Below are 26,982 nucleotides of genomic sequence, written 5' to 3'. Positions count from 1 at the left end.
GGCTACTTGCCGGCGGCCTTCATGGAGGTGACCGCCTCCGCCACGCTGGGGCGGTAGATGCCCATCTGCGGGTTCAGGACTCGTGCACCGCTGTTGAGCGGGAAGTTGCGGGTGTTGGCGAGGGGCATGTTGGTGTCGTCGTCGTCGACGAGCACGTTGAGTTCGTCGATGCCGGGGGCGGTGCCGGTGGTGGCGCCGCTCGGGTCGAGGTCGATCACCGCGTAGGCGTGCTGGCCGGCCGGGACCGGGAACCGCAAGGTGCCGCTGGCGAGTATCGGCTTGATGTTCTTGCTCTGGTCGGGGGAGACGGAGTTGCCCAGGTCGACCCCCGGGGAGGAACTCAGGGAGCAGGCGGTCGTGCCGGTGTTGTGCACGTCGATCACCCACTGGTTGGCTGCCCCGGCGCGTACGGTCGCGTTGATCTCGAGGTTCTGGATGTCGCACGGGCGGGCGTCGGAACCGGCACCGCCACCGTCGGACCGGGTGCCGCCGGACGGGCTCGCGCCGGACGGCGCGTGCGTGGCGGTGTGCGGCGCCCCCGCGGTGGCCGGTTTGCTCGCCGTGGGAGCAGCGGGCGCCGGGGCGCCCGGCGTCGAGGGCGCGGTGGCCGAGGCGGGGGCCGGGGCGGCGGTTGTGGGGGCCGTCGAGCCGCCCGCCGAGTCGGTGTTGTCGGGCCCGCACGCGGTCAACGCGAGCCCCGCCCCCACGACGAGGACGGCGGAGACGAGCAGCGGGCGACGACGGTGACGGACGGACATGGTGGCTCCCCGATGACGATGCGTGCTGACTGTTCGGACACCCCATAGGACCGTCGGCGGACGGCATTCGGTGGCACCCGGAGCGTCACAATCGTCAGGACATGACAGGGATCGGACTGTGACATTCGATGGGACACAGTGCACTTGACATCGCGTCACCTCGCGCCGAACCCCTCCGCGCCGCATCCCACCGCGCCCCGCCCGCCGGCGGCTCGCCGTCGAGTGCGGACGCGGTCGGCCATGGGATCCCGGAAGCGTCGGCTGCCGGGGCCGGGGGCCGGGGCCGACCGGTCCCGCCGGGAGCGCGACCGGTCGGGGGCCCGTGCCGGTGGCTCCGGAACGGCTGAGCCGGGGCCAATGTCAGTGCCCCGCGTTACGCTCGCCGCACCCTGAGGAAACCCGGATGGCCGCCTCCTCGACTTCGCCTACAGGAGGCGGTCCCCCGGTCCGCGAAGCCGCGCGCGCGATGGCCGAGCCGTGGGCGGCGTGCAACCGCCGACGTGCTGATGAGCGGCGCCATTGCGGGGGCTCAGCCGTCTGCCGTGGCGTTCGGGTCGAGTGCGTCCGGGTCGCCGCCGCCCCCTGACCTGCTCAACCCGGGCCGGCCCGGCGGCGGGGCGGACGGGGCCGCGATGTCCGGGCCCGTCGTCAGGCCGCGCTCCGCCCGTTGCCGAGCACCGCCTTGACGAGCCCGTCCAACGCCTTCGGGAACACCTCCGCGGGGTTCACCTCGGCATCCCCGGTGGTCAGTCCGGCGGTCAGGGTCCTGCTGCCGTCGGGCGTGCTGTACATCAGTGCCCCGTAGCCGCCCGGGGCGCCGCCGTTGTGGTGGTAGACGGTGCCGCCGTCCGGACCCAGGTCCTGCACGAACAGCCCGAGGCCGTAGCCGAGTTCCCCGTGCGGCGTGCGCATCTCGGCCAGCAGCGGCTCCGGCAGGAGCTTGCCCCCGTTCAGCGCGGAGATGAAGGTGTGGAGGTCCCGGGTGGTCGAGATCATGCCGCCGGCGCCGAGCAGCATGGAGAGGTTCTGCCGGGAGACGTCGACGACCTTCCACTCGTCGCCGTCCTGGTAGCGGTAGTAGCCGTGAGCGTGCGGCTCGGGCAGGTCCGTGACGGCGCCCGCCAGGACGGTGTCCCGCAGTCCGAGCGGCTTCAGGATCCGCCGCCGCATCTCCTCGCCGTAGGGGCGGCCGGCGAGCTGCTCGATCAGCAGCGCGGCCAGGGTGTAGTTGGTGTTGGAGTAGCTGAAGCCCGTCCCCGGCTCGAACCGCGCCGGCTTGGACAGCGCCAGCTCGACCAGCTCCTGCGGCCGGTAGGTGCGCAGCCGGTTGTCGACCCACTCCTTGCCCGTGGCGGGGATTCCGGGCACGACCGTCCCGTCCTCGTAGTACTCGCCGGTGTAGTTGAACAACCCGCTGGTGTGCTGCAGCAGCATCCGCACCGTGATCCGCTCGTCCAGCCCGAGCTCGGGCAGGTGGTCGGCCACCGGGGTGTCCAGGCCGATCCTCTCCTCGGCCACCAGCTGCAGCACCGCGGTCGCGGTGAAGGTCTTGACGACGCTGCCCGCCCAGAACCGCCCGTCCGTCGCCGGCTCGGCGCTCCCGCCCAGCTCGCGCACCCCGGCGCTGCCGACCCATTCGCCGTGCTCGTCATGCACCCGCATCTGCACCCCGGCGAAGCCGGCGGCGACGAACTCCTCGATGGCCTTCTGCAGTTCCGGGCGGTAGGACCGGTCGTTGTGCCCGACGGTGTGCAGGGACTCGCTCATGATCATTCCCGTCTCGTAGTGGGACGCGTGGCCCCTCTTCCGCGCTTGCGCTCCGCGTTTCCGACAACAGAAAAGCTACGTTGCTTTCAAATTTCCAACAAGCAACTCATTGCGCAAAAGTGACATCAGCCCAGATCAGAGCGCTTAAATCGTTGCAGTGATTCTGAATCTAACGCAACGACAGTTACCTTTACATTGCAATGGGATGATGATGAACGCTCCGCCGAGGCTGCCGCCTCGACTCGCCGGATCGGGAGCGGGAGCGGAAGCCAGCGCCCGGACTGTGACATTCGGTGGGGTGCGCCACCGTTGACGCCGCGCGAACTCCAACGCGGCGTACATCGGATACGGCCACGTCACCTACGGGACCCCCGTCTGGTGCGTCCAGGAGAAGATGCTCAACTTCATTGCCGGTTCGGCGCACCCGGGGCCGCCTGCTCCGGCACAGCTCGACAAGGACAGCTCCTTCGGGCCGGCCACGTACGGCACTGTCCAGTGGCTGCAGACCGCTTACCAGAGGATCAGCCGCTGCCGCCCGGATCAATGCATTTCTCCTCAGCTGCCTTGATGGCGTAGGGTCGGGTTCACCGACGCGGGGTGGAGCAGCTCGGTAGCTCGCTGGGCTCATAACCCAGAGGTCGCAGGTTCAAATCCTGTCCCCGCTACCACGAAGGCCGGGTCGGCGCACAGTGTGCGCCGACCCGGCCTTTTTTGTCAGGCCAGTTGGCGGTTGGCCAGGCTGCCGAGAGCAGGTGCTCACCGTTGGTCGGCGTCGACCAGGGTGCCGGGCTCGAAGAGGGCGTCGCGGGCGTCCAAGGCGTCCGACTTCGCGGCCTGGCCGGTGGGCAGGGAGCAGTGAGATGGGCTGCTACGGGTGGTAGAGGGCCTGGGCGCGCGCCATGTCGGCAGGCCCGTCCCCGTCAAGGTGCAGGAAGTAGCCCACCTGCCACAGCTGCGTGGCACGTGCCTGACGGTTGGCCGTGGTCACCCACGGCGGGTAGACACGGAAACCCCGCTTCCCGCCCACGTGGTCCCGGGACACGATGCCCCGCTCGCACAGCACCTCGCACGGGAACACGAACTGCCCGAAGTGGCCGCCGTCGCGGCTGCTGACGACGACAAGGTCAACCCCGTCATCGGCGTCGAAGGGCCTGATCGGCCCGCCCTCGGACCGCTGCCACACGGTGACGAACTGGCCGACCTTCGTCGGGGTGGTCTTCGCCACACGGAACCGAACCGCGAGGCCGTCGAGGGTGAACCCGTGCGCCGCGTACTCGGCACTCTCCGCTTCGGGCACCGGCTGCGAGCAGGCAAAGCCACTCGGGTCGTACACCGATGCCTTCGCCGCCAGGAGGTCACCGTGAAGCCCCGCCCACGGCCGGTTCGTCGCCATTGCCCCATCCTGCCACCACACCCGGAGGTCACAGCCACCGCGTCGGTTCTCAACCAGGAATGCGGCTCGCGCGAGGGGCGTGGGGGGTGAGGCAACCGACCCTGTCCGCACCCCGGGGCCCGTCCTTTACCGTGCGGGCGACCTCACCGCCGCGGAGCCTACCTCACCACCTGCGGCAGTCGGCCCGTTACCGGTCCGAGGCCGTCGACGTCGTTCCCGCGTGGCCCGCCCGGTGTGAGGGCGAGCGACGCTTCCGGTCGGAGCGGGTGAAGGGCCTGTGTGGGAGAGTACGACGCGATCATGAATCCTGGGGGTGGACCAATGCACACACGTCACTGCGCGGTGGCTGGGGTTGTTCTGGCGGTTCTCGCCGTGTCGGCCTGCTCGACCGGCCCGCAGCCCCGCCCGGGCAGCGCGGCCTCCAGCCGGGTGCCTCTGGAGCGGCTGCGGGACGGCCTGCTGACCCAGAACCGGCTCCCCCAGGGATTCCGGCTGAACACCGAGGAGGTCAACTCGACGACGACCCGTCCTCCGTACACCCCGTCGACGGTCCCCATCGCGGCGATGCCGTGCAAGGAACTCGGTGTCGACTCCTTCATGACGACCCACGCCCCACCCGCGAAGGATGTCGCGGTGGGAGTGGAACGGACACCGGTCGGCGACGACGACCTCGGCTGGTTCGGCCAGGAGGTGCTCGACCGGTACGCGCCCGGGCAGGCGGCCGCGGTCATGGACGCCATTCGCGGTGCCGCCGGGCGCTGCGCCTCCTACACCAGCACGCTCGTGGACGGTACGCAGCTCCCGGAGACCGCGTCCGTCACGGCGGCCAAGGTACCGACCGACGACAGCCTGCTGCTCCACCTCACGTCGACCTTCCCCGAGGACGGGACCACGTTCGTCAAGGTGACCGCGTTCGCCCGCGTGGGCGATGTGATCCTCATGGTGCAGCATGCCGCCGTGGACAAGGCGTCGTCGGACACGGAGACCGTGCTCACGGCCGCGGTGACGGCGTACCGCTCCGCCGCCGGCGGCTGACGCGCAGGCCACCCCGGGCACACCGCCGGCGCCGGGTCACGTCCGGACGCCGCGCCGGGGGCGGCTCGAACCCGTTCGGGCCGCCCCGCTCACGCGCCGATCGGGAGCGGCCGCGCTGCCGCTCCCGCGGCCGTCAGGACGCGCAGTCGCGGCAGATGGGTTGACCGTTCTTGTCCTCACCGGCGAGTTGGGCACGGTGGTGGACCAGGAAGCAGGTCATGCAGGTGAACTCGTCCGCCTGCAGGGGCACGACCCGGACGGTGAGTTCCTCCCCGGACAGGTCGGCGCCCGGAAGCTCGAGACCTTCGACGGCCTCGGGCTCCACGTCGACGGCGGAACTCTGCTTGTCGTCGCGCTGGCTCTTCAGTGCCTCGATGCTGTCGTCGCTGCTCTCGTCGCCGGTGTCGCGCGGGGCGTCGTAGTCGGTTGCCAAGGTGGTGTCTTCTCCTCAAGGGTTGCTTCCGGCGGGCGGGTCGTGCCGCCTGCCGGCCCGCGAAGTGCGGGCCGGGCGCGTGCTTGTTTCCGATCCCGCCCGTGGTGCACCACCATCCCACCTATCGGGGCCGGATGGCGCGCGCCCGGCCTTGTGGAGGGCACCGACGTCCTGAGGCACTGCACCGGATCCCGGCCGTGATCCGGCACGGTGGAAGGATCAGGGGCTCCAGTACTGGTAGGAGTCTGTGATCGTCTGGCCTGTATTCCTCGGCGTGGTGGGCGTAGATGTCACCGTGAGTAGCATCCGAGGGTCTGGCGGTTCCAGGTCCCTCCGGTCGGCATAAACGGCCGCCCCTCGGCGTGGGAAGGATGGAAGTCACAAGCAGAGTGGGGGCCGATCTGCCGTTACCGGGACTGCCAGGAACCTCCCCACTCACGCGGCCTATGTTCCACGCACTACGGCAGAGGGATCTCCCAGTTCGCTCGTGACGCCATCCTCGCCCTCCAAAATGGCGTGTGCCTCTGCGGCACATCCGACCCAGGGGAGCGAGGATGGCATCTCGACCACGACCACGCGCACAACTGCCCCCTGCACGAGCCCGGAAACTACTGCCCGAGCTGCGCGCGCGCCATGCTCTGCATCAACTGCAACCGGCACGGGCTCGGCTGGTACGAGAACACCTGGCGGAGGATGGGCAACGCCCCCATCCCCGTGCTCGAAGAGTGGGCTACCCGACGCCTTGTATTCCGCGGCGCGGTCGATTCGCCAGAGGTCACAGTGAGCTATGCCCTCACCAGCGAAGCGACGGCCTTGGCGATCTCCGACGAGGACTGAGCCGGCGCGCCGGCGTCCGGGCCGGCGGTGACGATGGCGGCCCACCGGCGCTGCCCGCCGCCCAGGTGCCGGGCCAGATCCAGCAGCGTCCACCCCGGACAGGTCGGCACCTGCACGCCGAGATCGGGCGCGGACTGCACCACGGCACGGAACACGGACGACCGCTCGTCGATCAGCTTGAGCAGCTCGGGAACTCGGGAGTCTTATGCACACCCGGCTGTCTATCAAGCTGCCGGTCGACCGACGCTGTCCCGGAACTGACGCCGTGAAGGCAATTCCCACGATCCCGGTGTGATCGGCATACTTCCGCGCATGGACATCGTGGACAACGACCCCCGGCCACACCACTACCGCTTCGCGCACAAGGTGCTCGCCGGCCTCGCCCGGGACCTCGGGCCGCGGATGCTCGACGGCGAACCGGAGCAGGGCTTCGGCCCCGGGCTGGTCTCCCTCTGGAAGGACTTCGGCGAGCGGCTCCCCGCAGCGGACCGGCTGCCGAGCGACGGCCTGGACGCGAACCTGATCACGCTGGGCCCGCACCGGTTGCTGGTGGTCGAACTGCCACGGCCCGCCGCACCGGCGGAGGCGTACTACACCGCCGTCGTCCAGCCGGGCGGCGCCGACCACTGCCGGTACTTCACCCTGGAGCTGGCGGCGAACCCGTTCACGCGGGAGACGTACACGGTGCTCGGAGAGTGGGCGGACGGCAGCCACCTCAACCTGGGCCCCGGCCCGGCAGCCGATCTGTCCGGCTTCCTGACCGCCGTGGTGGAACTCCTGGCCAAGTCGGCACCCGGCCCCGTCGCGGCCACACACCCGGCCCCGCCCGCCCCGCAGGACAAGCCCGAACGCCGCGGCCTGCGAAGGCTGTTCGGCCGCTGACCCGCCCCCCGAGGACGGTGCGGCCCACGGTCGCCGACCGCGGGCCGCACCGTCCGTCCGCAGGCAGAGCATGTCCCCAGCCACCCGCACGCCGAGTCGGCAACCGCCCTGCGGAGGGGGCGGGTTGGAGGCACCACCCTCTGGCTTCGGCCGCAATCCAGTTCTGCCAGACGTGGATGGTGTTGGGCACCTCGGGGCGATCGAGGAGCCAAAGAACATAGCCGGCATGCCGCCGCGCCCATGGGTTGTCAGACCGAGCGGCGGTTTCCAGCCTGCCGCGCAGATCCTCGCTGTCGACGACTCGGGCAACGCGCAGGTACTCGCGGTCCTTGCAGTGGTAGGCCCTCTGATCCGCACGTCTGGTCGGCCCCTCTGATCCGCACGTCTGGTCTGCCTCTCGTCGTCGATTGCCGCGGCAAGGAACGCCTCGCGTCGGTGCGGCGTCGCTCCGTTGGCTGTTGTGTGTGGCGCCCTGTGTCACACCAGCGCCGCGCCGCCGTCTACTGCGAGCGTGGTGCCGGTGACGTAGGCGTTGGACAAGACGAAGAGATAGGCCGCCGCGGCTTCCTCGGCAGTGCCGACACGCCGCGTGAGCAGCTCGGACCCGGCGCCCTGGAGGAAAGCCTCCGGGTCCGGGACACTGCCGTCCCACAGCTCGGTGCGGATCACACCGGGCTGGATCACGTTGACGCGCAGAGGGGCGAGTTCGACGGCGAGTGCTCGGGACAGGGCCTCGATGCCGCCGGTGATGCCTGCCGTGAGCGCGGTTCCGGACAGGGGGCGGATCGCCAGGACGCCGGAGCTGAAAGTGATCGACCCGCCGTCGCGCAGTCGCGGTGCGGCGTACTTGGCGGAGAGGAACGCGCCCCAGAACCGGCGCTCGAAGACGGCCCTGGCCTCCTGCGGGGTGGTGTCGACCAACGGCTTGATCAGCAGAGATTCGCCTGCGGTGTAGACGAGGTGGTCGAACTCCCCGACCTGCTCGAAGAATGCGGCGATGGCGTCGCCGTCGGCGACGTCCAGGCGGCGGCCTTCGGCCCGCTCGCCCAGCCGCTTCGCCGCGGCGTCCACGCGGTCCTGATTGCTGGAGGCGACCACGACGTCCGCGCCGGCCGCCGCGGCCTGTCGGGCCACCGCGAAGCCGATGCCGGAGGTTCCACCGATGATCACGATCTTCTTGCCAGCCAGAGACATGGGATGGGATCCGTTCCTTCGTCGATGCAGTGCCGGGGTTCGGCTACCGCTATGGCAAGAACGTACGCCTCCACATTGAGACGGTGAATGCCTTGAAGTCTCGATTGCCTGTCATATCGTCTCGCCATGCAGGCGCTAGAGTGGCGCTGTGGACATCCTGAGCGACACACTCGAAGTCCTGCGCACGGGACGTCCGATGGTGACGCGCACCGACGCGCACGCCCCGTGGGCCCTGAAGTTCCAACCCATCTCAGGAGCCGGCTTCCACGTGGTGGTGGAAGGACACTGCTACCTGCTGCCACCGCACGGCCAACCGCTCGCGCTCGGACCCGGCGACATCGTGTTCCTGCAGCGCGGCAGCGGACACACCCTGTGCGATGTGCCGGGCCGCGATCCGGTGGACTTCGTACCGGACCGCGTGGACCGTTCCTCGCCGATCGGCCAGGTCACCGTGGACGGACCGGGGCCGCACACGGTGCTGGTGTGCGGCGCGTACGCGATCGACGTTGACCGCCCGCATCCGCTGTTCAGTGATCTACCGGAGGTCATCCACCTCCCCGCGGTTCCGGGCCGCCACCCGGTGCTGCGCTCGGCGGTCGATCAGCTGTGCGCCGAGTTCCACGCGTCGCAGCCGGGCTCGGACGCGGTCGTCACGGCGCTCATCGATCTGCTGCTGCTGTACATCCTCCGGTCGTGGTACGCCGAACTGCCGAAGGAGCGGACCCGGGGTTGGGCGGCCGCGCTGACCGACCCGGCAGTCGCCCCGGCCCTGAAGGCGATCCACGACGATCCCGGCCATCCCTGGACCGTGGAGTCGCTGGGCACCCGCGCCGGACTGTCCCGCGCGGCGTTCGCCCGCCGCTTCGCCTCGGTGGTCGGCGAGCCGCCGTTGACCTACCTGACCAACTGGCGGATGGCCACCGCGGCACGGTTGCTGCACCAGTCGCCGGCCCCGCTGAGCACAATCGCGCAGCACACGGGGTACACGTCGGAGTTCGCCTTCGCCAAGGCTTTCAAACGACACTACGGATCGCCGCCGGGGGCCTACCGCAAGCAGGCCAGGACGGCAGGCGACGAACCACGCGGATACGAGTGACGACGGGGGCCAGGACATCACCGCAGCGGATTGGGAGGCGGTGGCCGCTCGCCGCCCCCTCCAGTTCTCGAATGGCTGGACCACGGCCGGTGAGCGATGGTGAGGCAACCGGCGATGATCACCTCCCGCGTAGGCTCTCGCCTGATCGCAGTCGCCAAGAGAGGTAGAGATGGGCCAGAAGATCATCCGGTTCTCGGACCTGACCGGCACGCACGTGGAGAACGACGACGACCTGGTGCGCATCGTGGTGCGCCAGCACCCCGACCTGGAGGACGGCCCGGTCGAGATCGAGGCGCTCGGCAGTGAGCTGACCGCGGTGGAGGAGCTGGCGCTCGACCTGGTGACGGTCGAGCTGCACTACCCGGACGCCGACGGACCGGAGACGGTCGTCATGGAGGCCGAGGCGTTCAACCGGCTGGCCTCGGCCACCCCGATGACGGAGGTACTGCGCAGCGCCAAGCGGGTGGCCCCGACGGTTCCGAGCCAGGCCGCGGCGCCGGCCGGCACCAGGGAGCGGGTCAACTACGCGAGCCTGGAGCACGCCGGCCGGCCGCACAAGGGCCGCACCACCGACGCCGAGAAGCAGCTCGTGCAGCAGCACCTGGACGAGATCAACGAGCGGCTGGCCGCCGCGGGCATCCGGACGATCGACCTGAACAGCCCGGAGCACGTGGCCCGGTACGGTCTGGAGGCCCTGGCCCGCGAGCGCGGCGTCACGCTCGGCTGATCGCGTCAAGCGCGCAATCGGGGCCGGCGCCGCCGGTGGCGGCGCCGGCCCTGGGCGTACTAGAGGTTGAACGTCGCCAGCACCGGCGAGTGGTCCGAGGGCTGGTTGTGCGGGGCCGCCGGTCGGGCTTCCGTCACGTTCGGCAGTTGGCCGTTCCCCGTGGACACCTTCTGGAACCTGGCCAGCAGCGAGTGGCTGATCATGATGTGGTCGATGAGCTCGTGCTGGCCTTCGAAGATGCGGGAGAAGCCGCCCTGTTCCAGGATCTTGGGGGCCAGGTTCCACAGGCGTTCGGCGTCGCCCTGGTCGGGGCGGTCGAAGCCGGGGGTGCCCATCTGGGAGCCGGGCGGGCCGTACAGGATCTGGGTGGTGGCGGCCTGCCACTCGTCGTTGCAGTCGCCCAGGACGATGACGTCGTGGGTCCGGCCGTCACCCTGGAGCAGGTCGTCGGCCAGGGCGCGCATGGTGACGGCCTCGGCGGTGCGGCGGAAGAGCGCGTACGCCTCGTAGCGGGCCCGCAGGCGTTCGTCGGTGGTGCTGTGCTGCGCGTTCGGGAAGGTCAGCAGCTTCGACTTGAGGTGGCAGACGGCCACCTGGAGGCTCTGGCCGGGGGTCGGTTCCACCCGGACGGCCAGGCCGCCGCGCCCCATCTCGCTGGTCTGGCTGTTCGGGATGCCGTCGTCCTCGACCTGGATGGCGTGCAGGTGATCCGGGAAGTCCTTGCGCTGCTGGACGTCCAGCAGCGGGAAGCGGCTGATGACGCCGACCCGGATGCCGCGGGGGTCCGGGTGGTCCGACAGGGCGGTGTGCCAGGTGCCGGGCAGTTTGGCCACCAGGTCGTCCAGCGCTTCCTGGCTGCCGACCTCCTGCACCCCGAGGAGGTCCGGACCGAGCTGGGTGATGACGCCGGCCAGGGCTTCGACCTTGGCGTCGTAGGTGGCTTGGTCCTTGGCGGCGCACTTGGTGGGGTCGGGGGTACTGCCGGCCGGCAGCGGTCGGCAGAAGTTCTCCAGGTTCCAGGTCCCGATGATCGCCATAACTGCTCCCGCTGATCGTGGCCGACGCCACCGTCGGCCGCTCCAGCCGTTTATCCCCCAGGAGGTCACGCAGCGGCGTGAGCCCGCCTCGTACCGCCGCTGTCTTTCACTCGGGTGCAGGTGCAGGCGTCGGCAGTGTGCTCAGCCCGGGCGGTCCCTGCCGGACGGCTGCGGACCGACGATCGCTCGTCTGCGGGGCCCGAAGTCGCGCAGGCCGGACTCGCCGCCCGGGTGCGCGGCGCCTGGGTCGCGTTCGCAGGACGGGAAACCCGGGCTGGGCCGCCTACGACCCACAGCGCCCCATGGCGGAGGCCCTCGACGGCTGAGCAACCGTCAGCAGCCCGCCCGGGAACGGCCTGCCGGGAGGTGGGGGCTGGCGGTGACCGCGTACGAGCGGGTCGCCGAGGTCGTCAACCCGTTGCCGACCCGCCGACTCGATGCGACAGCGGCACGCAGGCATCGCAGGCATCGCGCGAGAAGCGCACCCTTCCTGCGGCGTGCCGCCCCGCACGGTGGTTCCGGTCAGTCGGTGGCCGTCAGTGCCTCGCGTGCGGTGGTGAGGATCTCCTCGGAGAGCGGGGAGCCTTTGGTGGCCCGGGACAGGACGAGGGCGCCGAGCATGGTGCACAGCCGGGTGATGCCGTCCTGGTCCTTGGTGTCGAGCCAGTCGGCGAAGTCGCCCACTCCTTGGGTGTAGACGCGGCGGGCCTCGCTCTGTCCGCCGTCGCGGGCCATGTCGGTGGCGAGTGCGGCGGCGGGGCACCCGTCTGCCGCGCTGTCGCGGTGCTCGGCGGAGAGGTAGGCGTCGATCAGCGCCCGCTGGGCGGCGTCGCGCTGCCCGGCGTACTGATCGAGCCCGTCCTTGTGGTGCTGGGCGAGTTCGCCGAACGCGTGGGCGGTGGCCTCGTCGATGAGTGCCTCCTTGGAGGCGAACTGCTTGTAGAAGCCGCCGTGGGTCAGACCAGCCGCCTTCATGAGGTCGGCGACGCTGACGTGGGTCCCCTGTTCCCGGAACAGGCGGGAGGCGGTTTCCACGACCCGCCGGCGGTTCTCCTCCGCCTGCGCCTGTGATACGCGGCCCATCGGCCACCTCCCGATTGGATGTCGACTGGCATCTATCTTAGACCAGTGCTTAGATTGCAGTCGTAATCTAATTGGTGCGGTCGCCTGAACGCGGCCGTGGCGCTGGGAGTGGGCATGGAACTGAAGGACGCGGTAGCAGTGGTCACCGGCGCCAACCGGGGGCTCGGGCGGCATCTGGCCGCCCAGCTCGTGGAACGCGGGGCCAAGGTGTACGCGGCGGCCCGTCGCCCCGAAACGGTGGACCTTCCGGGTGCCATCGCGCTGCGGCTCGACGTGACGGACGCGGAGTCGATCCGGGCGGCGGCTCGCACCGCCTCCGACGCGACGCTGCTGGTCAACAACGCGGGCATCTCCACCGGAACGCCCCTGATGACGGGCAGCCCGGACATGGTGCGCCTGGAGATGGAGGTGAACTTCTTCGGCCCGCTCGCCGTGACGCGGGCTTTCGCCCCGGTCATCGAGGCCAACGGCGGCGGCGCCGTGCTCAACGTGCTGTCGGTCCTGTCCTGGCTGCACCCGGCCGACCTCGGCGCCTACGCCGCGGCGAAGGCCGCGGCCTGGGCGCTGACCGGCGCGGCCCGGGAGGAACTGGCGCCCCGGGGCATCGCCGTCTCGGCGCTGCACGTCGGATACATGGACACGGGCATGGCCGCGAGCGTTCCCGCCGACCAGAAGGCCGACCCCGCCGAGGTCGCCGCCCAGGCCCTGGCCGGCATCGAGCGGGGACTGCCCGAGATCCTCGCCGACGAGACCACCCGGCACGTGAAGCGGAGCCTGGCCGTATCGCCGAACGCCGCGTGAGGCGCACCCACCCGCATCGGCGTGGGGCGTCACGAACCAGCAGTTGATACCAGAAAGTACCTCGTACCGGGGCAGCCCGAAGCGAGCGGAGATCCCGTCCCTGTGCGGACGAGACAGGGAGACAGCGATGAAGGCCTACGTGATCGAGAAGTACGGTGACCAGTCCGCGGTGCGCGCCGCCGAGATGCCCGATCCGGAGCCGGGCGCCGACGACGTGCTGGTCGAGATCCACGCGGCGAGCGTCAACCCTCTGGACTTCAAGATCCGCGACGGTGCCTTCAGGCGGATCCTCCCGTACCGCCTCCCACTCGTGCTGGGCAACGACCTCGCCGGAGTGGTGGTCCAGGTCGGCTCGGCCGTCACCCGCTTCGCGGTGGGTGACGAGGTCTACGCCCGGCCCACCAAGGACCGCATCGGCACCTTCGCCGAACTCATCGCCGTCCACCAGAACGACCTGGCCCACAAGCCGGCCACCCTCACCATGGCCCAGGCCGCCTCCCTTCCCCTGGTAGCCCTCACCTCATGGCAGGCGCTGGTCGAGAGGGCACAGGTCCAGCCGGGCCAGAAAGTCCTGATCCACGCAGGCTCCGGCGGAGTGGGCACCGTCGCCCTCCAACTGGCCAGGCACTTGGGCGCACACGTGGCCACCACCGCGAGCGCGGCCAACTCCGCCCTGGTCAAGGAACTCGGAGCGGACGTCGTCATCGACTACCGCACCCAGGACTTCGAGGAGCTCCTGGACGGCTACGACGTCGTCCTGGACACCCTCGGCGGCAAGACCCTGGACAAGTCGCTGCGGGTCCTCAAGCCGGGCGGGAAGGTCATCAGCATCGCCGGGCCCCCCGACGCGGACTTCGCCCGCGAGCTCGGCGCGAACCTGGTCCTGCGGCAGGCGATGAACGCGCTCAGCTTCAAGACCCGACGCCACGCCAAGCGCCAGGGCGTGACCTACTCCTTCCTGTTCATGAAGGCCAGCGGCGACCAGCTGCGCGAACTCACCCGGCTCATCGACGCCGGAGAGGTCCGCCCCGTCGTCGACCGTGTCTTCCCCTTCGAGCAGACCCTCGAAGCCATGGAGTACGCCGAGCAGGGCCGCGCCAAGGCCGGCAAGGTCGTCATCGCGATGGCGTGAGGGCCAACCCCCGCCACACCACCGACAGGCCCCGGGCAGCGAGAGGATCCCGCCTCCCACCACCCCTCCCTTCCGCACCCCAGGAACCGATCATGAGCGCACCGCGCAGTTCCCCCGCCCCCACGCCCGCCCCGTCGTCGTACAAGGACGTGCCGACTCGTTCGGTGTCCGTGCGCGGCGTCGACTTCGCCTACCGGCAACTCGGCCCGGAAGGAGACGGCGTACCGCTGATCCTGCTCCACCACCTGAGCGCAGTCCTGGACAACTGGGACCCCCGCGTCATCGACGGACTCGCCGCCCGGCGCCGGGTGATCACCTTCGACAACCGCGGAGTCGGAGCGTCGGGCGGTTCCACCCCCGACACCATCGAAGCGATGGCCCGCGACGCGGTGCTGTTCATCCGTACCCTGGGCTTCGAGCACGTCGACCTGCTCGGCCTGTCGATGGGCGGCTTCATCGCCCAGGTCATCGCAGCCGAGGAACCGCAGCTGGTGCGCAAGGTCATCCTCGCGGGCACCGGCCCCGCCGGAGGCCCCGGCATCGACAAGGTCACCGCACTCACCCTCCGGGACATCCTGAAAGGCTTCCTGACCCGCAAGGACCCCAAGCAGTTCCTCTTCTTCACCGACACCGAACACGGCCGACGCGAAGCACACGCCTTCCTGGAACGGCTGAAGGAGCGCACGGACCGCCGCGACAAAGCCATCTCGCTGAGGTCGTTCCGCGCCCAGCTGAAGGCCATCCACCGGTGGGGCCTCCAGCCGCCGGCCGACCTGTCCCGCATCCGCCAGCCAGTCCTGGTGGCCAACGGCGAGAGCGACCGGATGGTGCCGAGCGAGAACACCCTCAACCTCGCCGCACGGCTGCCCCGGGGCGAACTCGTCCCCCTCTACCCGGACGCCGGGCACGGCGGAATCTTCCAGTTCCACGACGAGTTCGTGGCCAGGGCCCTCGCATTCCTCGAAGCACGGCCCGACGCCTGACCGCTGAGGCCACATCCCCCGCCGTCCCGGGCGCGGCCGGGACAAGGCGGGCCCGGGACGAGCCAGCCCGCCCTCGATCAGACGCCCTCCTGCCCGCCGGCAGTCCCAGCGGCATCCCCGAGAACGCCCTCGACACCGCATGCCGGATCCACCTCGCCACAAGCACGCGGACGCCCAACCGATGCCCAACCTCCCGGCGAGAACGGGCAGGCGGCACAGCCGTAAGCCGTCGGCGCAGCCGTGCCGTCGGCGCAGGGGCGGATCACAGCAGGCGCAGAGCATGCCGGGGGGCCGCGGAGCATGCGCGCAACAGCCACGGGGCTTGTGCTCGAAGCTGCTCCGCAGGGGGCCTATCCGATCCCGTGTGCGCAAAAAGTCCGCGCGTGATCATCGATGTCCGGTCGCGATACGCTCGCCGTCAGCACGATGTGGAGGAGTGACGATGGGGACGCACGAGCGGTGGACGCGGCTGCTGGAGATCCTGGGCGAGCAGGGCCGGATCGAGGTCGCGGAGGCCGCTGAGCTGCTGGGCGTGTCCCTGGCCACGGTCCGCCGTGACATGGAGGAGCTGGCCCGCCAGCAGCTGCTGACCCGTACGCGCGGCGGCGCGGTGCTGAGCGAGGTCGCGTACGACCTGCCCCTGCGGTACAAGACCGCGCGCCAGGCGGACGAGAAGCACCGGATCGCGCGTGCGGCTGCGGGCCTGGTCCGGCCCGGGTCGGTGGTCGGCCTGAACGGCGGCACCACGACGACGGAGGTCGCCCGCGAGCTGGCCACCCGGGCCGACCTCGCCGACCACGCGCACGGCACGGCGCTGACCGTCGTCACCAACGCCATCAACATCGCCCATGAGCTGGCGGTCCGGCCCTACGTGAAGACCGTGGTGACCGGAGGCGTGGCCCGGTCCAACTCCTACGAGCTGACCGGGCCGCTGGCCACCACGCTGCTCCGGGGGCTCTCGCTGGACTACGCGATCCTCGGTGTGAACGCGCTCGACCCGAAGTACGGTGCCACCGCCCACGACGAGGGCGAGGCCAGCGCCAATCGGGCGATGGCCGAGCGGGCGGAGAAGGTGATCGTGGTCGCCGACTCCACCAAGCTCGGCCAGCGGGCCTTCGCCCAGGTCTGCACCATCGGCGAGATCGCGGTCCTGGTCACCGACAAGGGCGCTCCGGACGAGCTGGTCGAGCAGCTCGGCGGCCAGGGCGTGGATGTGCGGTGCGTCTGACGGTGTGTCAGAACGTCTGCACCGAGCCGCCTCGGCGGGCCGCCCGGAGCACCCCGAGCAGGCGGGTGACCTCCGCAGCCATGGCGGAGCGTCCGGCACCGAGGTAGCGGCGGGTGTCGACGAGGCGCGGGTCGCCGGCGAGCGCCTCGCGGACGGCGGTGGTGAAGACCCGGTTGAGGTGGGTGGCGATGTTGACCTTGGTCATGCCGTGTTCCACGGCGGCGGTGAGGTGCCCGTCGGCGACACCGGAGGAGCCGTGCAGGACCAGCGGGACGGGAACGGCGGCGCGCAGGGCGCTGATCAGGTCGAAGTCGAGCGCCGCGTCGCGGGTGAGCATCGCGTGCGAGGTGCCGACGGCGACGGCGAGGGCGTCGACGCCGGTGGCGGCGGTGAAGGCGGCGCCTTCGGCCGGGTCGGTGCGGACGCCGGGGGCGTGCACGCCGTCCTTGCCGCCGACCTCGCCCAGTTCGGCCTCCACCCACACCCCGGCGGCGTGGCAGTGGGCGACCACGTCGGCGGTGGCCCGGACGTTCTCCTCGTAGGGCAGCACGGAGGCGTCGAACATGACCGAGGAGAAGCCGAGTTCGACGGCGTGGTGGACGAGGTCGGCGGAGGTGGCGTGGTCCAGGTGGACGGCGACCGGCACCCCGGCCGCCTCGGCGACGGCGAGGACGGCGGTGGCGATCGGGCCGAGTCCGCCGTGGTAGCGGACGGCGTTCTCGCTGAGCTGGAGGACCACCGGCGCCCCGGCGGCCTCGGCGCCGGCGACGATGGCCTGGGCGTGTTCGAGCTGGATGACGTTGAACGCACCGACGCCGCGCCCGTCCTTGGCGGCAGCAGTGACGATCCGGCCGGTACCGGTCAGCGGCATGGGGATTCTCCTGTGCGTGCGGGGAGGGGCTCTGCGGTCGCCTGGCCGAGCAGGCGGCGGTGGACGGCGGGGTCGAAGTCGCCGGCCAGTGGCGCGGCGACGGCGGCGGCGGACAGCGCCACGGCCCGGGTGAGCCGCTCGGGCCACGGCGTCCCGGCGACCAGGCCCAGGGCGAGCGCCGCCACCGCCGCGTCACCCGCGCCGGCGGGGTTGCCGGCGATCGCCTCCGGCGGGCGGGCGGCCCAACTCCCTTTCAGGGTGCAGGCGATGAGGCCGGCCGGACCGAGGGAGGCGACCACGGCCCGGGCGCCCGCGGCGCGCAGCGCCTCGGCACCCGGGCGGGGGTCGCCGGTGCCGCTGGCCTCGGCGAGTTCGTGGGCGTTGGGCTTGACGACGGCGGGTGCCTCGGCGAGTCCGGCGCGCAGGGCCTCGCCGGCCGTGTCGAGGACGGCGGGCACGCGGTGGGCCCGGGCCAGCCGGATCAGGACGGCGTAGGCATCGGCGGGAATGCCGCCGGGCAGGCTGCCGGAGAGCACGACGGCCTCGGCCCGGGAGACGAGTTCGCCGTACCGGTCGAGGAAGAGCGCCCACTCGGCCGCGGTGACGACCGGTCCGGGCTCCAGCAGGATGGTGGTGTCGCCGAGGTCCTCGTCGACGACGGCCACCGTGCGACGGCTCTCGCCCGCGATCGGGACCAGCCGATCGGTGATCCCGGCCTGGGCGAGATCGCGCCGCAGGGCCTCGCCGGTGGGTCCGCCGGCCAGGCCGGTGACGACGGTGTCGTGGCCGAGCGTGTGCAGGACCCGGGACACGTTGATGCCCTTGCCGCCGGCCCGCGCGGCCGTCTCCCGCACCCGGTTGCTCGCGTGGGGGCGGAGCCGGCCGAGCCGGTAGGTGACGTCGAGTGCGGCGTTGAGCGTGACGGTCAGGATCATCCGTCGGCCCCCCGCCGCGTCTGACGCGGCACCGGCGAGCGACGTCGTACGGGTGTCGCGGGCCGGCCGGCCGGGGGGAGGTCCTGGGCGAGCAGGGCGGCTCCCAGGCAGCCGGCCTGGTGCCCGAGTTCCGCCGGGACGATCCGGGGCGCTTTCTGGAAGGACAGGCGTTCGGCCAGGGCGGCCCGCAGCGGGTCGAAGTACGCGGCTCCGGCCCCGGCCAGCCCGCCTCCGATGACGATGCGCTCGGGGTCGAGGAGGGTGATCGCGGCGCTCAGGCCGTCGGCGAGTGCGTCGATCGCCTCGCGCCACACCTCGGCGGCCACCACGTCACCGGATGCGGCGCGCTGCCGGACGTCCTTGGCGCTGACGTCCTTGGCGCTGACGGCCTTGGCGCTGACGTCGGCCGCCCCGGTGGCGTCGCGGTAGCGGCGGGCGATGGCCGAGGCCGACGCGACGGTCTCCAGGCAGCCGCGGCTGCCGCACGGGCACGGCTCCCCCGCGGGCCGCACCGTCAGGTGCCCGAGCTCCCCGGCGTAGCCGTGGCTGCCGGTCAGGGCCTTTCCGTCGAGCACGATCGCCGAGGCGATACCGGTACCGACCGGGACGAACAGGAAGGAGCGGCAGCCCCGGCCCGCTCCGAGGCGGGCCTCGGCGAGCCCGCCGGCGCGGACGTCGTGCCCGAAGGCGACCGGGAGTCCGAGCGCTTCCGCCAGCCAGTCCCGAACGGGCACCCGTCGCCAGCCGAGATTGGCGGCGAACACGGACGTTCCGGACGCCTCGTCGACGATGCCCGGCACGGCGATGCCCGCCGCCCTCGGCGCGTACCGCCCGGCGAGGTCGGCGGCACAGGTCAGGACCGTGTCGAGGACGGCGTCCGGGCCGCGGTCGGCCCGGGTGAACCAGCGCTCGCTGTGGACCAGGGAGCCGTCCTCGGCCACCACACCGGCCTTGATCTGGGTCCCGCCGACATCGAGTGCGATGACCGTCATGCCGCCCCGCCCGTCCGCTCTTGCCCGACCGCGCGCTTGGTGCCCCCGCTCCGCCCGACCGCGGCCTGCGCGTCCGCGCTCCGCCTCGTCATGAGGTGGCCAGGATGATCGAGCGGGTCAGGTTGCGCGGCCGGTCGGGGTCCAGGCCGCGACCGATGGCGAGTTCGACGGCGAGGCGCTGGGCGCGGACCAGGTCGGCGAGCGGGTCAAGAGGCGAGACCGAGGCGGTGGCACCGGTGGCGGTCACCTGCTCCAGCAGGCCGACCGGCGGCTCGCCGAAGAACCACACGACGCTGTCGGGCCCGGTGATGCTGATCGGGCCGTGCCGGTACTCCATGGCCGGGTAGGACTCGGTCCACGAGCCGGCGGCCTCGCGGAGCTTGAGTGCGGCCTCGTTGGCCAGGCCGACCGTCCAGCCGGTGCCGAGGAAGGTGAACTGGCGTGCTCCGGTGGCGCCTTCGGGCAGCGGGGCAAGCAGGGCACGCTCGGCCTGCTCGGGCAGATCGGCCGGGACGAGCCCGAGGCGTGCGCGCAGCAGGACCAGCGCCGTGGTGGCGAACCGGGTCTGCACGACGGACTTCTCGTCGGCGAACTCCAGGTCGATGACCGTGGTGGCGACGTCGCTGATCGGCGTGGCCGGGGCGCCGGTGACGGCCGTCGTCGGAGTGCCGACGGCCCGGGAGAGGGCGGCGAGCACTTCGGTCGTGGTGCCGGAGCGGCTGATGGCCAGGACACGGTCGTAGCGGCGCCCGACGGGGAACTCGGAGGCGGCGAAGGCCTCGGTCTCGCCCTGGCCCGAGCCCTCCCGCAGCGCGGCGTAGGCCTGGGCGATGTACAGGGACGTCCCGCACCCCAGGACGGCCACCCGTTCACCGGGCTCGGGCAGTCCGGGCGGAGCGAGTTCCAGGGCGCGCCGCCAGTGCGCGGGCTGGCTGGCTATCTCGTCGGCGACGTGGGTCACGGCGTCCTCCTGCAGCGGTGGGCAGTGCTTCGCGGCATGCGAATGATTGAAGCTGATTGATTTATAGCTTTGTGAGCATTAGTGCGCAAGAGTGAGCAGAGGAGTTGCAGGCTGCGAGCAGGGAGACATCGCCGTGCCGGTGACGGGCCGGAACGCGCCGAGTGCCCTGGTCGGGCGGTTCGCCGACCAGGGCACCGAAGTCCTGCCCGTGTGACAGGAGTTGTGACCCGACGGATCACGGCTGGTCACGGCTGGTCACGATGGAGCACGCCAGATCACAGCTGGTCACGACGGGCGGGTCGGGATCGCCGGCCGTGGTGGTGCTCGGCGCGGTCAGGCAGAGGGCGGACGTGCCGGCCTGGAGGAGCCGGACGGAGCCGTCAGCGCCCAGCGGGTCCTGGTCGACGGCGACGACCTCGGTGTTGCCGAGGATCTCGACGGAGGAGTTCAGGCGGTCCGCCTCGGCCGGGTGCGCGGCGAGGTAGGAGGGTTCGAACATTCGGGCGTCGGTGGAGATCACCAGCGGCGCGGCGAGCGCCCGGGTTCCGTTGGATGCTCGACCAGGTGGCCGGCGTCCTCAGCCGGCTACTGCTCGACCTCGGCGTGATCGACCATGCCCAGGCCTTCACGGCGACGCGGGCCACGCCAAGCCGTGGCTGGTCTTCGTCGCGGTCTTCCGCTGTCGCAGCAGGTCGAGCGGGGAGCTGGGGAGAGTTCGACGAGCTCCCCGACGGCAGCCCGAGGTCGGCACTCATGGGGAAGCCGGGCCGGTGGTCGGCAACGGTCGGGACGGGCGTGCAGCGGGTGCCGAGTTGAGTACGGGTACTCATGCCGCGGGTCGGATGGATCGGGCACGGTTCAGCCCGTGGAGGAGGTCGTGCGGGAGGAGGCCGGTGACGTCATGTTCCCGGGCCTCTCGGGGGTGGCACGCTCCGGCCCTCGCCGCAGGGCGTGACGGTCTGCGGCGGCTTTCCTACGCCGTGTGGCACTCAACTGGTCTACTCATGGGGGTTCTTGTGTCCATCGTCCGAGCAGGCGGCAGGTTGCCCCTCGTGGTCGGCGCAGTCGTAATGGCCACGGCAGTCGTCACGGGGTGTTCCTCCGGCCCGGGGTCCGTCGCCGACCAGCCGGCGGTGACCGCACACGGCAGCGCGACCTCCCCGGGTGCCGTCCCGACGACCGCCGTGCCGACGACTGCCGTGCCGACGCTGCAGACTTCCGGCGCCCCGGCGTTCGGCCCTCCCAGCAGCACGCCGACCGGTCCTCCGATTCCTGCCGGTCCGGTCCTGCGCGGCCTGATGCCGACCGCTGCCATGCTGCCCGCCGGGTGGACGATCAAGGGCGACGGCAACCTGACCGACACCGGCACGTACGTCCCGGACAGTCCGGGCACGCCGACGCTGCCGCAGGAACCGTGCAACCAGATGCGTCTCGCCGGAACCATTCTCTCGCAGGACCTCAAGGCCTCGGGCACGATGGAGGAGGTCTACGACGGGGAGAACATGGTCCAGGTCTACCTGGCCGCCTACCACCCCGGCGACGCGGCCAAGCTGCTCGACGAGATCCGGGCGTACACGGAGCGCTGCAAGTCCTTCACGGGGCGGACGATCGACGGCACGTCGGTGTCGCTGACCGCGACCCAGCAGCCCGTGCCGGGGCTCGGCGACGAGGCCCTCGACATGAAGAAGGTGCCTCAGGGCCCGTACCACAGCGAGGAGATCATCGTGACCCGGGTCGGCGACCGGCTGCTGTTCCTCAGCGGCGACGACATCCTGGGACGGCTGCCGCACCTCATGCAGCTGGCGGTGCCGCTCTCGAAGAGCGTCAGGTAGTCCCCCCACCCGGGTCCCTCCGGCACCCCGCACGGTGCCTCCGGTGCCCCGCCCGGACACCGGCTCCGGATGCCGACGGCACCGCCCTTGCCGGGCGGTGCCGTCGTGGCAGGAGCGGGGTGGCGCGCCTTACGACTGCGTCGGGATGTAGTCGTAGCAGTAGTCCATGACATGCGGGAAGACGTACGCGTTGTAGTAGTTCCACAACTCGGTGCCCGTTCGGGGTCCGACGATGCCGTCGATCGGCAGGCCGTCCGCGCGCTGGAAGTCCTCGACCGTGCTCTTCGTGTCCGGCCCGAAGTCGCCGTCCACGGCGATCCTGTGGCCGAGTCCGGCGAGGTTGAGGAACGCCTGGACGCACTTGACTGCCTGTCCGGACGACCCCGTCCGAAGGTAGGGGGCGGTCGGGGACGCCTGGGCCGTTCCGCCGAGGCCGATGACCACCGACAGCGACAACGCCAGACCGGCGGCGATCCGTGCTGCTGTTGCGCCTGTTCTCATGCCGTCACATCCGTTCTGCCGAGGGCGGGTATCAGCAGCTGGTGTTGGAGCTGATCATGATGCCGGTGAGGGTTCCGAGCGATCCGATGCTGTTCTGGTCGTGGCTCGCGTTGCTGAGGCACTCGTAGTCGTCGCTGCCGCCGTAGTTGATGCGAAGCCACACCGTGTCCTGGTTCCGCGTGTTGACGACGCTGAAGCCCGGGCCGTGGTAGGTGCTCTGGTAGTAGCTGGTGATGTCCCGGAACTGGGCCACGATCGTGCTGCTGGAGGGACCGGCGTAGATGCACACGTACGGGTAGGGGCAGCCGTCCTGGGAGTCGGCGTGCGCGCCCGTGGCGCCGACCAGCGACATGGCGAGCGTGGACACGCCGACGGCGGCGGTCGCCGCCAGCTTCTTGAGTGCGTTGTGCATGGTCTTCCTCTGCCTTGTGGGTATCCGTCCGCCGGGCTCGGCGGAACGGGGCCTCTTCCGGCCTTCGCGCAGCCGGCTGCGGATCAGCTGGTGGTCGGGATGAACGGCAGGCAAGAGCCGTTGGGCCCGGCGTACGGGTCGGTCCAGTCGACGTTCATCAGCTTGCTGCCCGTCCGCGGGCCGACGACGCCGTCCGCCTGGCTGCTGCCGAGGACGGCCTGCTGGAAGTTCCGCACGGCGGCGTCGGTCTGCGGGCCCCACTGGCTGTCCTCGCTGATGGTCGCCTCCCCGCTCAGCCGCAGGTAGTCGTTGACCAGGTGCTGCACGCACCACACCCCGGTGCCCGAGGTGGTGTGGCTGTAACCGAGGTAGGGGGCCGTGGTCGACGCCTGCGCGGTACCGGCCAGTGCGGCGGTGGAGAGCGTGAGGGCGACGGCTGCGACCAGGCCTCGGCCGATCGACTTCTTGATCATGGTGATTCCTTTCGACAGGGGTTTCGACAGGGGGACGGAATGTTCGTGCTACGCGCCGTACATGTGGTCGCTGGGCACCTGCCAGTAGCAGTAGCCGGGGCCGTTCCACGGGGTCCCGCTGAACTTCGGCTCCCCGTAGACCAGGATCTGGAAGCCCGTGGTCGGTCCGACGATGCCGTCCTGGTCGTAGCCCCAGTGCGCCTGGAACCAGCGGACCTCGGCCTCGGTCTTCGGACCCCACTGGCTGTCCTCGTCGAGCGACCAGTACGGGGCGCTCGCGCGGTACGCCGATCCGTTGTTGGCGAGGAAGTAGTTGATGCTGTGCTGCACGCACCACACACCGGCGCCGGAGGTGGCGTAGCCGGGTCCGATGTAGGACGCACCGGGGGCCGCACTCGCGCTGCCCGTCACACCCAGCACCGATGCACCGGCCATCGCCAGCGCCACGGCCCCCTTGCCGATCCTTGCCACCATGCTCATCGACTTCCTCCTGTTCAGCCGGGGCGCAGCCGGGCACCTGCGGGTAGCGGTAGCCGGTAAGCCCTCGACGTTCCGGACGGTTCCTGGTTCCGGTACGACGCCACGAGCCGCGCGAGGAAAGGGCGCGGCACGGCCGGACGGGAGCGCAGCTCGCCCCTGGCACGGCATCACTTCGGATGTGCGGGACCTTGATCACGGCCACCGCTGGGTTCGGAGCCTACCGATCGACGGCCTGACGCTCTGCTGGATTCCCGGTGGCCCGGATCCGTCTCACGCCATCTCACGCCATCTCACGCCATCTCACGCCGTCTCACCACGTGTCGCCGGGTGTCACCGGGTGTCCCAGCGCGGGGTGCCGGCGGTGATCGGATGCCTGTCTCAGGGGGGAAGCTGAGACGTCTCAATTCTGGGGCGGTCCGATATGTCGGGTGGCTGCCCCCACAGCCTGCTCAGGGCCCGCCGCCGATCCGGACAAGGCGCGCAGCGACCGTCGGCAGGCCGGTTGAACCCGTTCCGGGTGTGCCCCCGTCAGCACTGGTGAGGGACCGGCCTGTTCGCTCGGTCCCGATCGGTCTGCACGTCTCTCCTCGGGAGCAATCATGAAGCTCATCAAGGCCGTTGCCGCCTCCGTGGCCGCGCTCGCCGCGCTGTCCCTCGGCGCGGCGCCCGCCGGTGCGGCGGGCTCGGGCGCCCCCGGCGCGGGCAGCGGCACGGTCGGCAGCAGCCTGGGCGTGTGCAGCAGCCCGGTGTGGGGCGGCAACTACCTCTGCGGCGACGAGTACGGCGCCGGCACCGCGACGTACTACTTCCGTGACGGCCGCCAGGAGGTGTTCGTCATCGGCACCGACCACGCCGTGTGGACGCGTTGGACCGTCGACAAGTCCGGCAAGAAGAGCGGCTGGCTCTCCCTCGGCGGTGTCCTGGCGGGCCCGGTCGGCATCCTCGCCACGGACATGGGCTTCGGCAACTTCGAGGTCGGCGCGAAGGGCACCGACGGCCGCATCTGGAGCCGCGTCCGTGACACCAACGGCAACTGGACCGGGTGGGCCGCCGTCTGACCCCGTGCTTCACACCCGGGGTTTCGGGTCTCCAGCCCGGGGCCGGTTCGCCGGTACCGAGGAGTCCGAGCGGGTGCGCTCGGGCTCCTCGGTCGTTCGGGGCGACGGGCGGGACGGCGACGGGCGGGACGGTGATGGGTGGCCGGTGGCAGGCCGACGAGGTGCGTGAACAGGTTCAGGACGGGGTCACCGTGGCGGTGCCGGACGGACCTGGCGAGCCGGACGACGCGGGGGACGCCGGGGACGCCGGGGACGCAGGAGACGCCGAGGACGCCGAGGACGCCGGGGACGCCGGGGACGCGGGAGACGCCGGGGACGTGGACTTCGTGGGGCTGCCCGGAGCGGCGGGTGAAGGAGACGGGGACGCGGGCTTCGGCGCGACCTGGAGCCCGGTGACGTGGCCGTCCGCGGTGAGGAAGTACTGGAGTGCGGCGTAGCCGGGTGTGACCAGGATTCCCTGGGTCATCTTGGGCAGTTGGCTGGACCGGGCGAGTTCGGTGCCGTCCTGGGCCCTGCGCCACACGACCTGTTCGGTGGTGTACTTCTTGAGGCCCTGGAAGAACTTCACCGGGATGTCGGTCCCGATCAGGACGCGCTGGTCCCCGGGGCCGATGAGGGTCGTGAAGCTGAGCGTCGTCTGGTCCTGCGTCCACGCCACCGACAGCGCGCCGTTCGTCAGGTCGATCCCGGCCAGCTTGCCCGCTCCGGCGTCCATCGCGTAGACGCGGTTGTTCTCGGGGTCGACCGAGACCATCGACGGGATGAAGCTGTTCTTGCTGCCGCTGTCGGCGAAGGGCTGGACGTTCGCCACCTTGGTGGAGTCGCTCTGGGAGACGGCGACGACGCTCATCGGGGTCGGGGTCGGCTTCCCGCCGTTGGTCATCGCGACGACGTAATCGTTGATGACGGCCATGGCGGACGCGGCCGTCTGCCCGTCCTTGAGGTAGGGCACCGGCCCCCACGAGGGGTCGGGGGCGAAGGCGCTGTTCTGGTAGGTGTAGCGGTAGAGCTTGGTCGCTCCGGGCAGGTAGATCTCCTGCGTGTCGTTGAGCGTCGAGGTGGTGATGCGGCCGCCCATCATCTCGGGCAGCGTGACCTGGGAGATCACCTGGAGGCTCTTCGGGTCGATCGCCACCATGATCGAGGGCGGTACGGCCGTCGGGTCGGGGCAGTTGAGGAAGGCGCTGAAACCCTGCTCCGTGCACCCGGGTTGCCGGTTGACGGTCTTGGCGACGATGGTCCCGTCGGAGAGCGCGTCGTAGCCGTTGTACGCGGTGTCGCGCGGGGCCGACTGGCCGGTGGGAAGGGTGGTCCGGGCGAGGACCTTGCCGGTCTGCGGGTCGATCCGGGCGATGTGGTAACCGTAGATGACCACCAGGCTGCCGTCCGACAGGACGTTCAGGACGCCTGGGTAGTCCCATTCGTCGGTCGCGTGGGTGTTGATGAGCACCTGCCGCCAGACCTCGTTGAAGGTTCCGGGTTCCACCCGCGAGACGAACGAGCCGGAGGCGGCCGGGTCGTCGCCGTAGCCACCGCCGTAGACGTAGAGCTCGTCGGGGCCGCGGTCCACGATGTTGTACGGCGTGGCGTAGACCTGCTGCGAACTGTAGGCGTAGACCTGGTTGTTCGACGGGGCGCCCGCGAAGTGCGCGCACGCGTAGCGGTGTGTCCGGTTCGAGTCGTGGACCTCGAAGGCGGCGATGGTCGGATACCACGGAGCGTTGCCCTCCGCGGCCGCGCAGGACTGTTCGCCGGAGACGAGGGTGGGGTCGCCGACCAGCGGACCGCCCGCGGCCACCTCGTCGGCGGGCGGGGAACTGCCGTGCGAGTCGGCCGGGCGCGCTCCCGAGCCGGAGCCGGTGCCGGAGCTGGAACAGGCGGAGAGCCCGAGGAGCAGGGCCACGACGACGGCCGTCAGCCGGGGAAGGGGCAACCGGTGAGGCAAGCGGGGCTCCTCGGGTCGGATCACTGTGCCGGTGTGCGGCTCGTCCGGCACCGGGCCGCGGAACACGCTGGCAGAGCGGTCACGGTCGGCCCGGCTGACACGCCGGGCCCCTCGCTCCTGCCACCGGGCCGGTCAC

General features: G+C 71.1%; 30 protein-coding genes and 1 tRNA gene. 13 read left to right on the top strand and 18 right to left on the bottom strand.

Annotated elements, in window-relative coordinates:
- Positions 1–2 precede the first annotated feature (2 nt).
- Both ACZ51D_RS20060 and ACZ51D_RS20055 read right to left on the bottom strand, forming a co-directional pair.
- Positions 3–758, bottom strand: a complete 756-nt coding sequence (locus tag ACZ51D_RS20060; RefSeq protein WP_465622488.1) for a DUF4232 domain-containing protein — start codon at positions 756–758, stop codon at positions 3–5.
- A gap of 648 nt (positions 759–1,406) precedes the next feature.
- Positions 1,407–2,525 (bottom strand): serine hydrolase domain-containing protein, encoded by a 1,119-nt coding sequence (locus ACZ51D_RS20055; RefSeq protein WP_465622489.1) that lies wholly within the window; start codon positions 2,523–2,525, stop codon positions 1,407–1,409.
- Positions 2,526–3,116: 591 nt separating this feature from the next.
- Between ACZ51D_RS20055 and ACZ51D_RS20050 the strand changes: the two genes are divergently transcribed.
- Positions 3,117–3,193 (top strand) — tRNA-Met (locus ACZ51D_RS20050).
- Positions 3,194–3,393: 200 nt separating this feature from the next.
- On the opposite strand, the gene ACZ51D_RS20045 is transcribed toward ACZ51D_RS20050, so the two are convergent.
- Complete coding sequence (locus ACZ51D_RS20045; RefSeq protein WP_465622491.1) at positions 3,394–3,918, bottom strand: MepB family protein; 525 nt, start codon at positions 3,916–3,918, stop codon at positions 3,394–3,396.
- 321 nt (positions 3,919–4,239) lie between these two features.
- Between ACZ51D_RS20045 and ACZ51D_RS20040 the strand changes: the two genes are divergently transcribed.
- Positions 4,240–4,953, top strand: coding sequence for a hypothetical protein (locus tag ACZ51D_RS20040; RefSeq protein WP_465622492.1), 714 nt, complete (start codon positions 4,240–4,242; stop codon positions 4,951–4,953).
- Positions 4,954–5,086: 133 nt separating this feature from the next.
- Here the strand turns inward: ACZ51D_RS20040 and ACZ51D_RS20035 are convergent, their stop codons facing one another.
- Positions 5,087–5,386 (bottom strand): DUF4193 domain-containing protein, encoded by a 300-nt coding sequence (locus ACZ51D_RS20035; RefSeq protein WP_360268914.1) that lies wholly within the window; start codon positions 5,384–5,386, stop codon positions 5,087–5,089.
- Between the two features lie 342 nt (positions 5,387–5,728).
- Here ACZ51D_RS20035 and ACZ51D_RS20030 point away from each other — a divergent pair, with 342 nt between their 5' ends.
- Positions 5,729–6,223 carry an endonuclease domain-containing protein gene (locus ACZ51D_RS20030; RefSeq protein ID WP_465663115.1) on the top strand — a complete coding sequence of 165 codons (495 nt, stop codon included), beginning with the start codon at positions 5,729–5,731 and terminating at the stop codon, positions 6,221–6,223.
- On the opposite strand, the gene ACZ51D_RS20025 is transcribed toward ACZ51D_RS20030, so the two are convergent.
- Positions 6,172–6,378, bottom strand: coding sequence for a maleylpyruvate isomerase N-terminal domain-containing protein (locus ACZ51D_RS20025; RefSeq protein ID WP_465622493.1), 207 nt, complete (start codon positions 6,376–6,378; stop codon positions 6,172–6,174). The two genes, ACZ51D_RS20030 and ACZ51D_RS20025, sit on opposite strands and share 52 nt — an antisense overlap.
- Before the next feature lie 157 nt (positions 6,379–6,535).
- On the opposite strand from ACZ51D_RS20025, the gene ACZ51D_RS20020 reads away from it, so the two are divergent.
- Positions 6,536–7,105 (top strand): hypothetical protein, encoded by a 570-nt coding sequence (locus ACZ51D_RS20020; RefSeq protein ID WP_465622495.1) that lies wholly within the window; start codon positions 6,536–6,538, stop codon positions 7,103–7,105.
- A 477-nt stretch (positions 7,106–7,582) separates the two neighbouring features.
- Here the strand turns inward: ACZ51D_RS20020 and ACZ51D_RS20015 are convergent, their stop codons facing one another.
- Positions 7,583–8,299: an SDR family oxidoreductase gene (locus tag ACZ51D_RS20015; protein ID WP_465622496.1), complete on the bottom strand. Its 717-nt coding sequence runs from the start codon at positions 8,297–8,299 to the stop codon at positions 7,583–7,585.
- A gap of 148 nt (positions 8,300–8,447) precedes the next feature.
- Between ACZ51D_RS20015 and ACZ51D_RS20010 the strand changes: the two genes are divergently transcribed.
- Together ACZ51D_RS20010 and ACZ51D_RS20005 are read left to right on the top strand one after the other, a co-directional pair.
- On the top strand, positions 8,448–9,395 hold the full coding sequence (locus ACZ51D_RS20010; RefSeq protein ID WP_360504359.1) for an AraC family transcriptional regulator: 948 nt from the start codon (positions 8,448–8,450) through the stop codon (positions 9,393–9,395).
- A gap of 169 nt (positions 9,396–9,564) precedes the next feature.
- Positions 9,565–10,122: a hypothetical protein gene (locus ACZ51D_RS20005; protein ID WP_465622498.1), complete on the top strand. Its 558-nt coding sequence runs from the start codon at positions 9,565–9,567 to the stop codon at positions 10,120–10,122.
- Between the two features lie 59 nt (positions 10,123–10,181).
- Here the strand turns inward: ACZ51D_RS20005 and ACZ51D_RS20000 are convergent, their stop codons facing one another.
- Both ACZ51D_RS20000 and ACZ51D_RS19995 read right to left on the bottom strand, forming a co-directional pair.
- Positions 10,182–11,159: an endonuclease/exonuclease/phosphatase family protein gene (locus ACZ51D_RS20000; RefSeq protein WP_465622499.1), complete on the bottom strand. Its 978-nt coding sequence runs from the start codon at positions 11,157–11,159 to the stop codon at positions 10,182–10,184.
- 522 nt (positions 11,160–11,681) lie between these two features.
- Positions 11,682–12,242, bottom strand: coding sequence for a TetR/AcrR family transcriptional regulator (locus tag ACZ51D_RS19995; RefSeq protein WP_465622500.1), 561 nt, complete (start codon positions 12,240–12,242; stop codon positions 11,682–11,684).
- A gap of 114 nt (positions 12,243–12,356) precedes the next feature.
- Here ACZ51D_RS19995 and ACZ51D_RS19990 point away from each other — a divergent pair, with 114 nt between their 5' ends.
- From ACZ51D_RS19990 to ACZ51D_RS19975, 4 genes are all read left to right on the top strand, one after another.
- Complete coding sequence (locus ACZ51D_RS19990; RefSeq protein WP_465622501.1) at positions 12,357–13,043, top strand: SDR family oxidoreductase; 687 nt, start codon at positions 12,357–12,359, stop codon at positions 13,041–13,043.
- 127 nt (positions 13,044–13,170) lie between these two features.
- Positions 13,171–14,175, top strand: a complete 1,005-nt coding sequence (locus ACZ51D_RS19985) for an NADP-dependent oxidoreductase (protein WP_465622502.1) — start codon at positions 13,171–13,173, stop codon at positions 14,173–14,175.
- A gap of 92 nt (positions 14,176–14,267) precedes the next feature.
- On the top strand, positions 14,268–15,158 hold the full coding sequence (locus tag ACZ51D_RS19980; RefSeq protein WP_465622504.1) for an alpha/beta fold hydrolase: 891 nt from the start codon (positions 14,268–14,270) through the stop codon (positions 15,156–15,158).
- 442 nt (positions 15,159–15,600) lie between these two features.
- The gene (locus ACZ51D_RS19975; protein WP_465622506.1) at positions 15,601–16,386 is read left to right on the top strand and encodes a DeoR/GlpR family DNA-binding transcription regulator; all 786 of its coding nucleotides are present in this window, start codon (positions 15,601–15,603) and stop codon (positions 16,384–16,386) included.
- Positions 16,387–16,393: 7 nt separating this feature from the next.
- On the opposite strand, the gene ACZ51D_RS19970 is transcribed toward ACZ51D_RS19975, so the two are convergent.
- From ACZ51D_RS19970 to ACZ51D_RS19955, 4 genes are all read right to left on the bottom strand, one after another.
- Positions 16,394–17,257 (bottom strand): class II fructose-bisphosphate aldolase, encoded by an 864-nt coding sequence (locus tag ACZ51D_RS19970; RefSeq protein WP_465622507.1) that lies wholly within the window; start codon positions 17,255–17,257, stop codon positions 16,394–16,396.
- Complete coding sequence (locus ACZ51D_RS19965) at positions 17,248–18,192, bottom strand: 1-phosphofructokinase family hexose kinase (protein WP_465663085.1); 945 nt, start codon at positions 18,190–18,192, stop codon at positions 17,248–17,250. Before ACZ51D_RS19965 ends, ACZ51D_RS19970 begins: the two co-directional genes overlap by 10 nt.
- The gene (locus ACZ51D_RS19960) at positions 18,189–19,184 is read right to left on the bottom strand and encodes an ROK family protein (protein WP_465622510.1); all 996 of its coding nucleotides are present in this window, start codon (positions 19,182–19,184) and stop codon (positions 18,189–18,191) included. Before ACZ51D_RS19960 ends, ACZ51D_RS19965 begins: the two co-directional genes overlap by 4 nt.
- Before the next feature lie 88 nt (positions 19,185–19,272).
- A complete protein-coding gene (locus ACZ51D_RS19955) occupies positions 19,273–20,145 on the bottom strand; it encodes an SIS domain-containing protein (protein WP_465663083.1) in 873 nt (290 codons plus the stop codon).
- A 91-nt stretch (positions 20,146–20,236) separates the two neighbouring features.
- On the opposite strand from ACZ51D_RS19955, the gene ACZ51D_RS19950 reads away from it, so the two are divergent.
- Complete coding sequence (locus tag ACZ51D_RS19950; protein ID WP_465622513.1) at positions 20,237–20,359, top strand: hypothetical protein; 123 nt, start codon at positions 20,237–20,239, stop codon at positions 20,357–20,359.
- A gap of 21 nt (positions 20,360–20,380) precedes the next feature.
- Here ACZ51D_RS19950 and ACZ51D_RS19945 read toward each other — a convergent pair whose 3' ends face one another.
- Positions 20,381–20,644 carry a hypothetical protein gene (locus ACZ51D_RS19945; protein ID WP_465622514.1) on the bottom strand — a complete coding sequence of 88 codons (264 nt, stop codon included), beginning with the start codon at positions 20,642–20,644 and terminating at the stop codon, positions 20,381–20,383.
- Positions 20,645–21,443: 799 nt separating this feature from the next.
- Here ACZ51D_RS19945 and ACZ51D_RS19940 point away from each other — a divergent pair.
- The gene (locus ACZ51D_RS19940) at positions 21,444–21,977 is read left to right on the top strand and encodes a hypothetical protein (RefSeq protein WP_465622515.1); all 534 of its coding nucleotides are present in this window, start codon (positions 21,444–21,446) and stop codon (positions 21,975–21,977) included.
- A gap of 129 nt (positions 21,978–22,106) precedes the next feature.
- Here the strand turns inward: ACZ51D_RS19940 and ACZ51D_RS19935 are convergent, their stop codons facing one another.
- The 4 genes from ACZ51D_RS19935 to ACZ51D_RS19920 all read right to left on the bottom strand — a co-directional run bounded on the left by ACZ51D_RS19935 (position 22,107) and on the right by ACZ51D_RS19920 (position 23,843).
- Positions 22,107–22,478 (bottom strand): peptidoglycan-binding domain-containing protein, encoded by a 372-nt coding sequence (locus ACZ51D_RS19935; RefSeq protein ID WP_465622517.1) that lies wholly within the window; start codon positions 22,476–22,478, stop codon positions 22,107–22,109.
- Positions 22,479–22,509: 31 nt separating this feature from the next.
- Positions 22,510–22,890 carry a hypothetical protein gene (locus tag ACZ51D_RS19930; RefSeq protein ID WP_465622518.1) on the bottom strand — a complete coding sequence of 127 codons (381 nt, stop codon included), beginning with the start codon at positions 22,888–22,890 and terminating at the stop codon, positions 22,510–22,512.
- A gap of 83 nt (positions 22,891–22,973) precedes the next feature.
- Positions 22,974–23,363 carry a peptidoglycan-binding domain-containing protein gene (locus tag ACZ51D_RS19925; protein ID WP_465622520.1) on the bottom strand — a complete coding sequence of 130 codons (390 nt, stop codon included), beginning with the start codon at positions 23,361–23,363 and terminating at the stop codon, positions 22,974–22,976.
- 48 nt (positions 23,364–23,411) lie between these two features.
- Positions 23,412–23,843: a peptidoglycan-binding domain-containing protein gene (locus ACZ51D_RS19920; protein ID WP_360504391.1), complete on the bottom strand. Its 432-nt coding sequence runs from the start codon at positions 23,841–23,843 to the stop codon at positions 23,412–23,414.
- 599 nt (positions 23,844–24,442) lie between these two features.
- Here ACZ51D_RS19920 and ACZ51D_RS19915 point away from each other — a divergent pair.
- Positions 24,443–24,901, top strand: coding sequence for a DUF8189 domain-containing protein (locus ACZ51D_RS19915; RefSeq protein ID WP_465622521.1), 459 nt, complete (start codon positions 24,443–24,445; stop codon positions 24,899–24,901).
- Positions 24,902–25,076: 175 nt separating this feature from the next.
- Here the strand turns inward: ACZ51D_RS19915 and ACZ51D_RS19910 are convergent, their stop codons facing one another.
- On the bottom strand, positions 25,077–26,846 hold the full coding sequence (locus ACZ51D_RS19910) for a hypothetical protein (RefSeq protein WP_465622523.1): 1,770 nt from the start codon (positions 26,844–26,846) through the stop codon (positions 25,077–25,079).
- Between the last annotated feature and the right edge of the window lie 136 nt (positions 26,847–26,982).

The sequence above is a fragment of the Kitasatospora sp. NPDC033851 genome (assembly GCF_055576085.1).
This window is presented reverse-complemented; position numbering and strand designations above follow the sequence as displayed.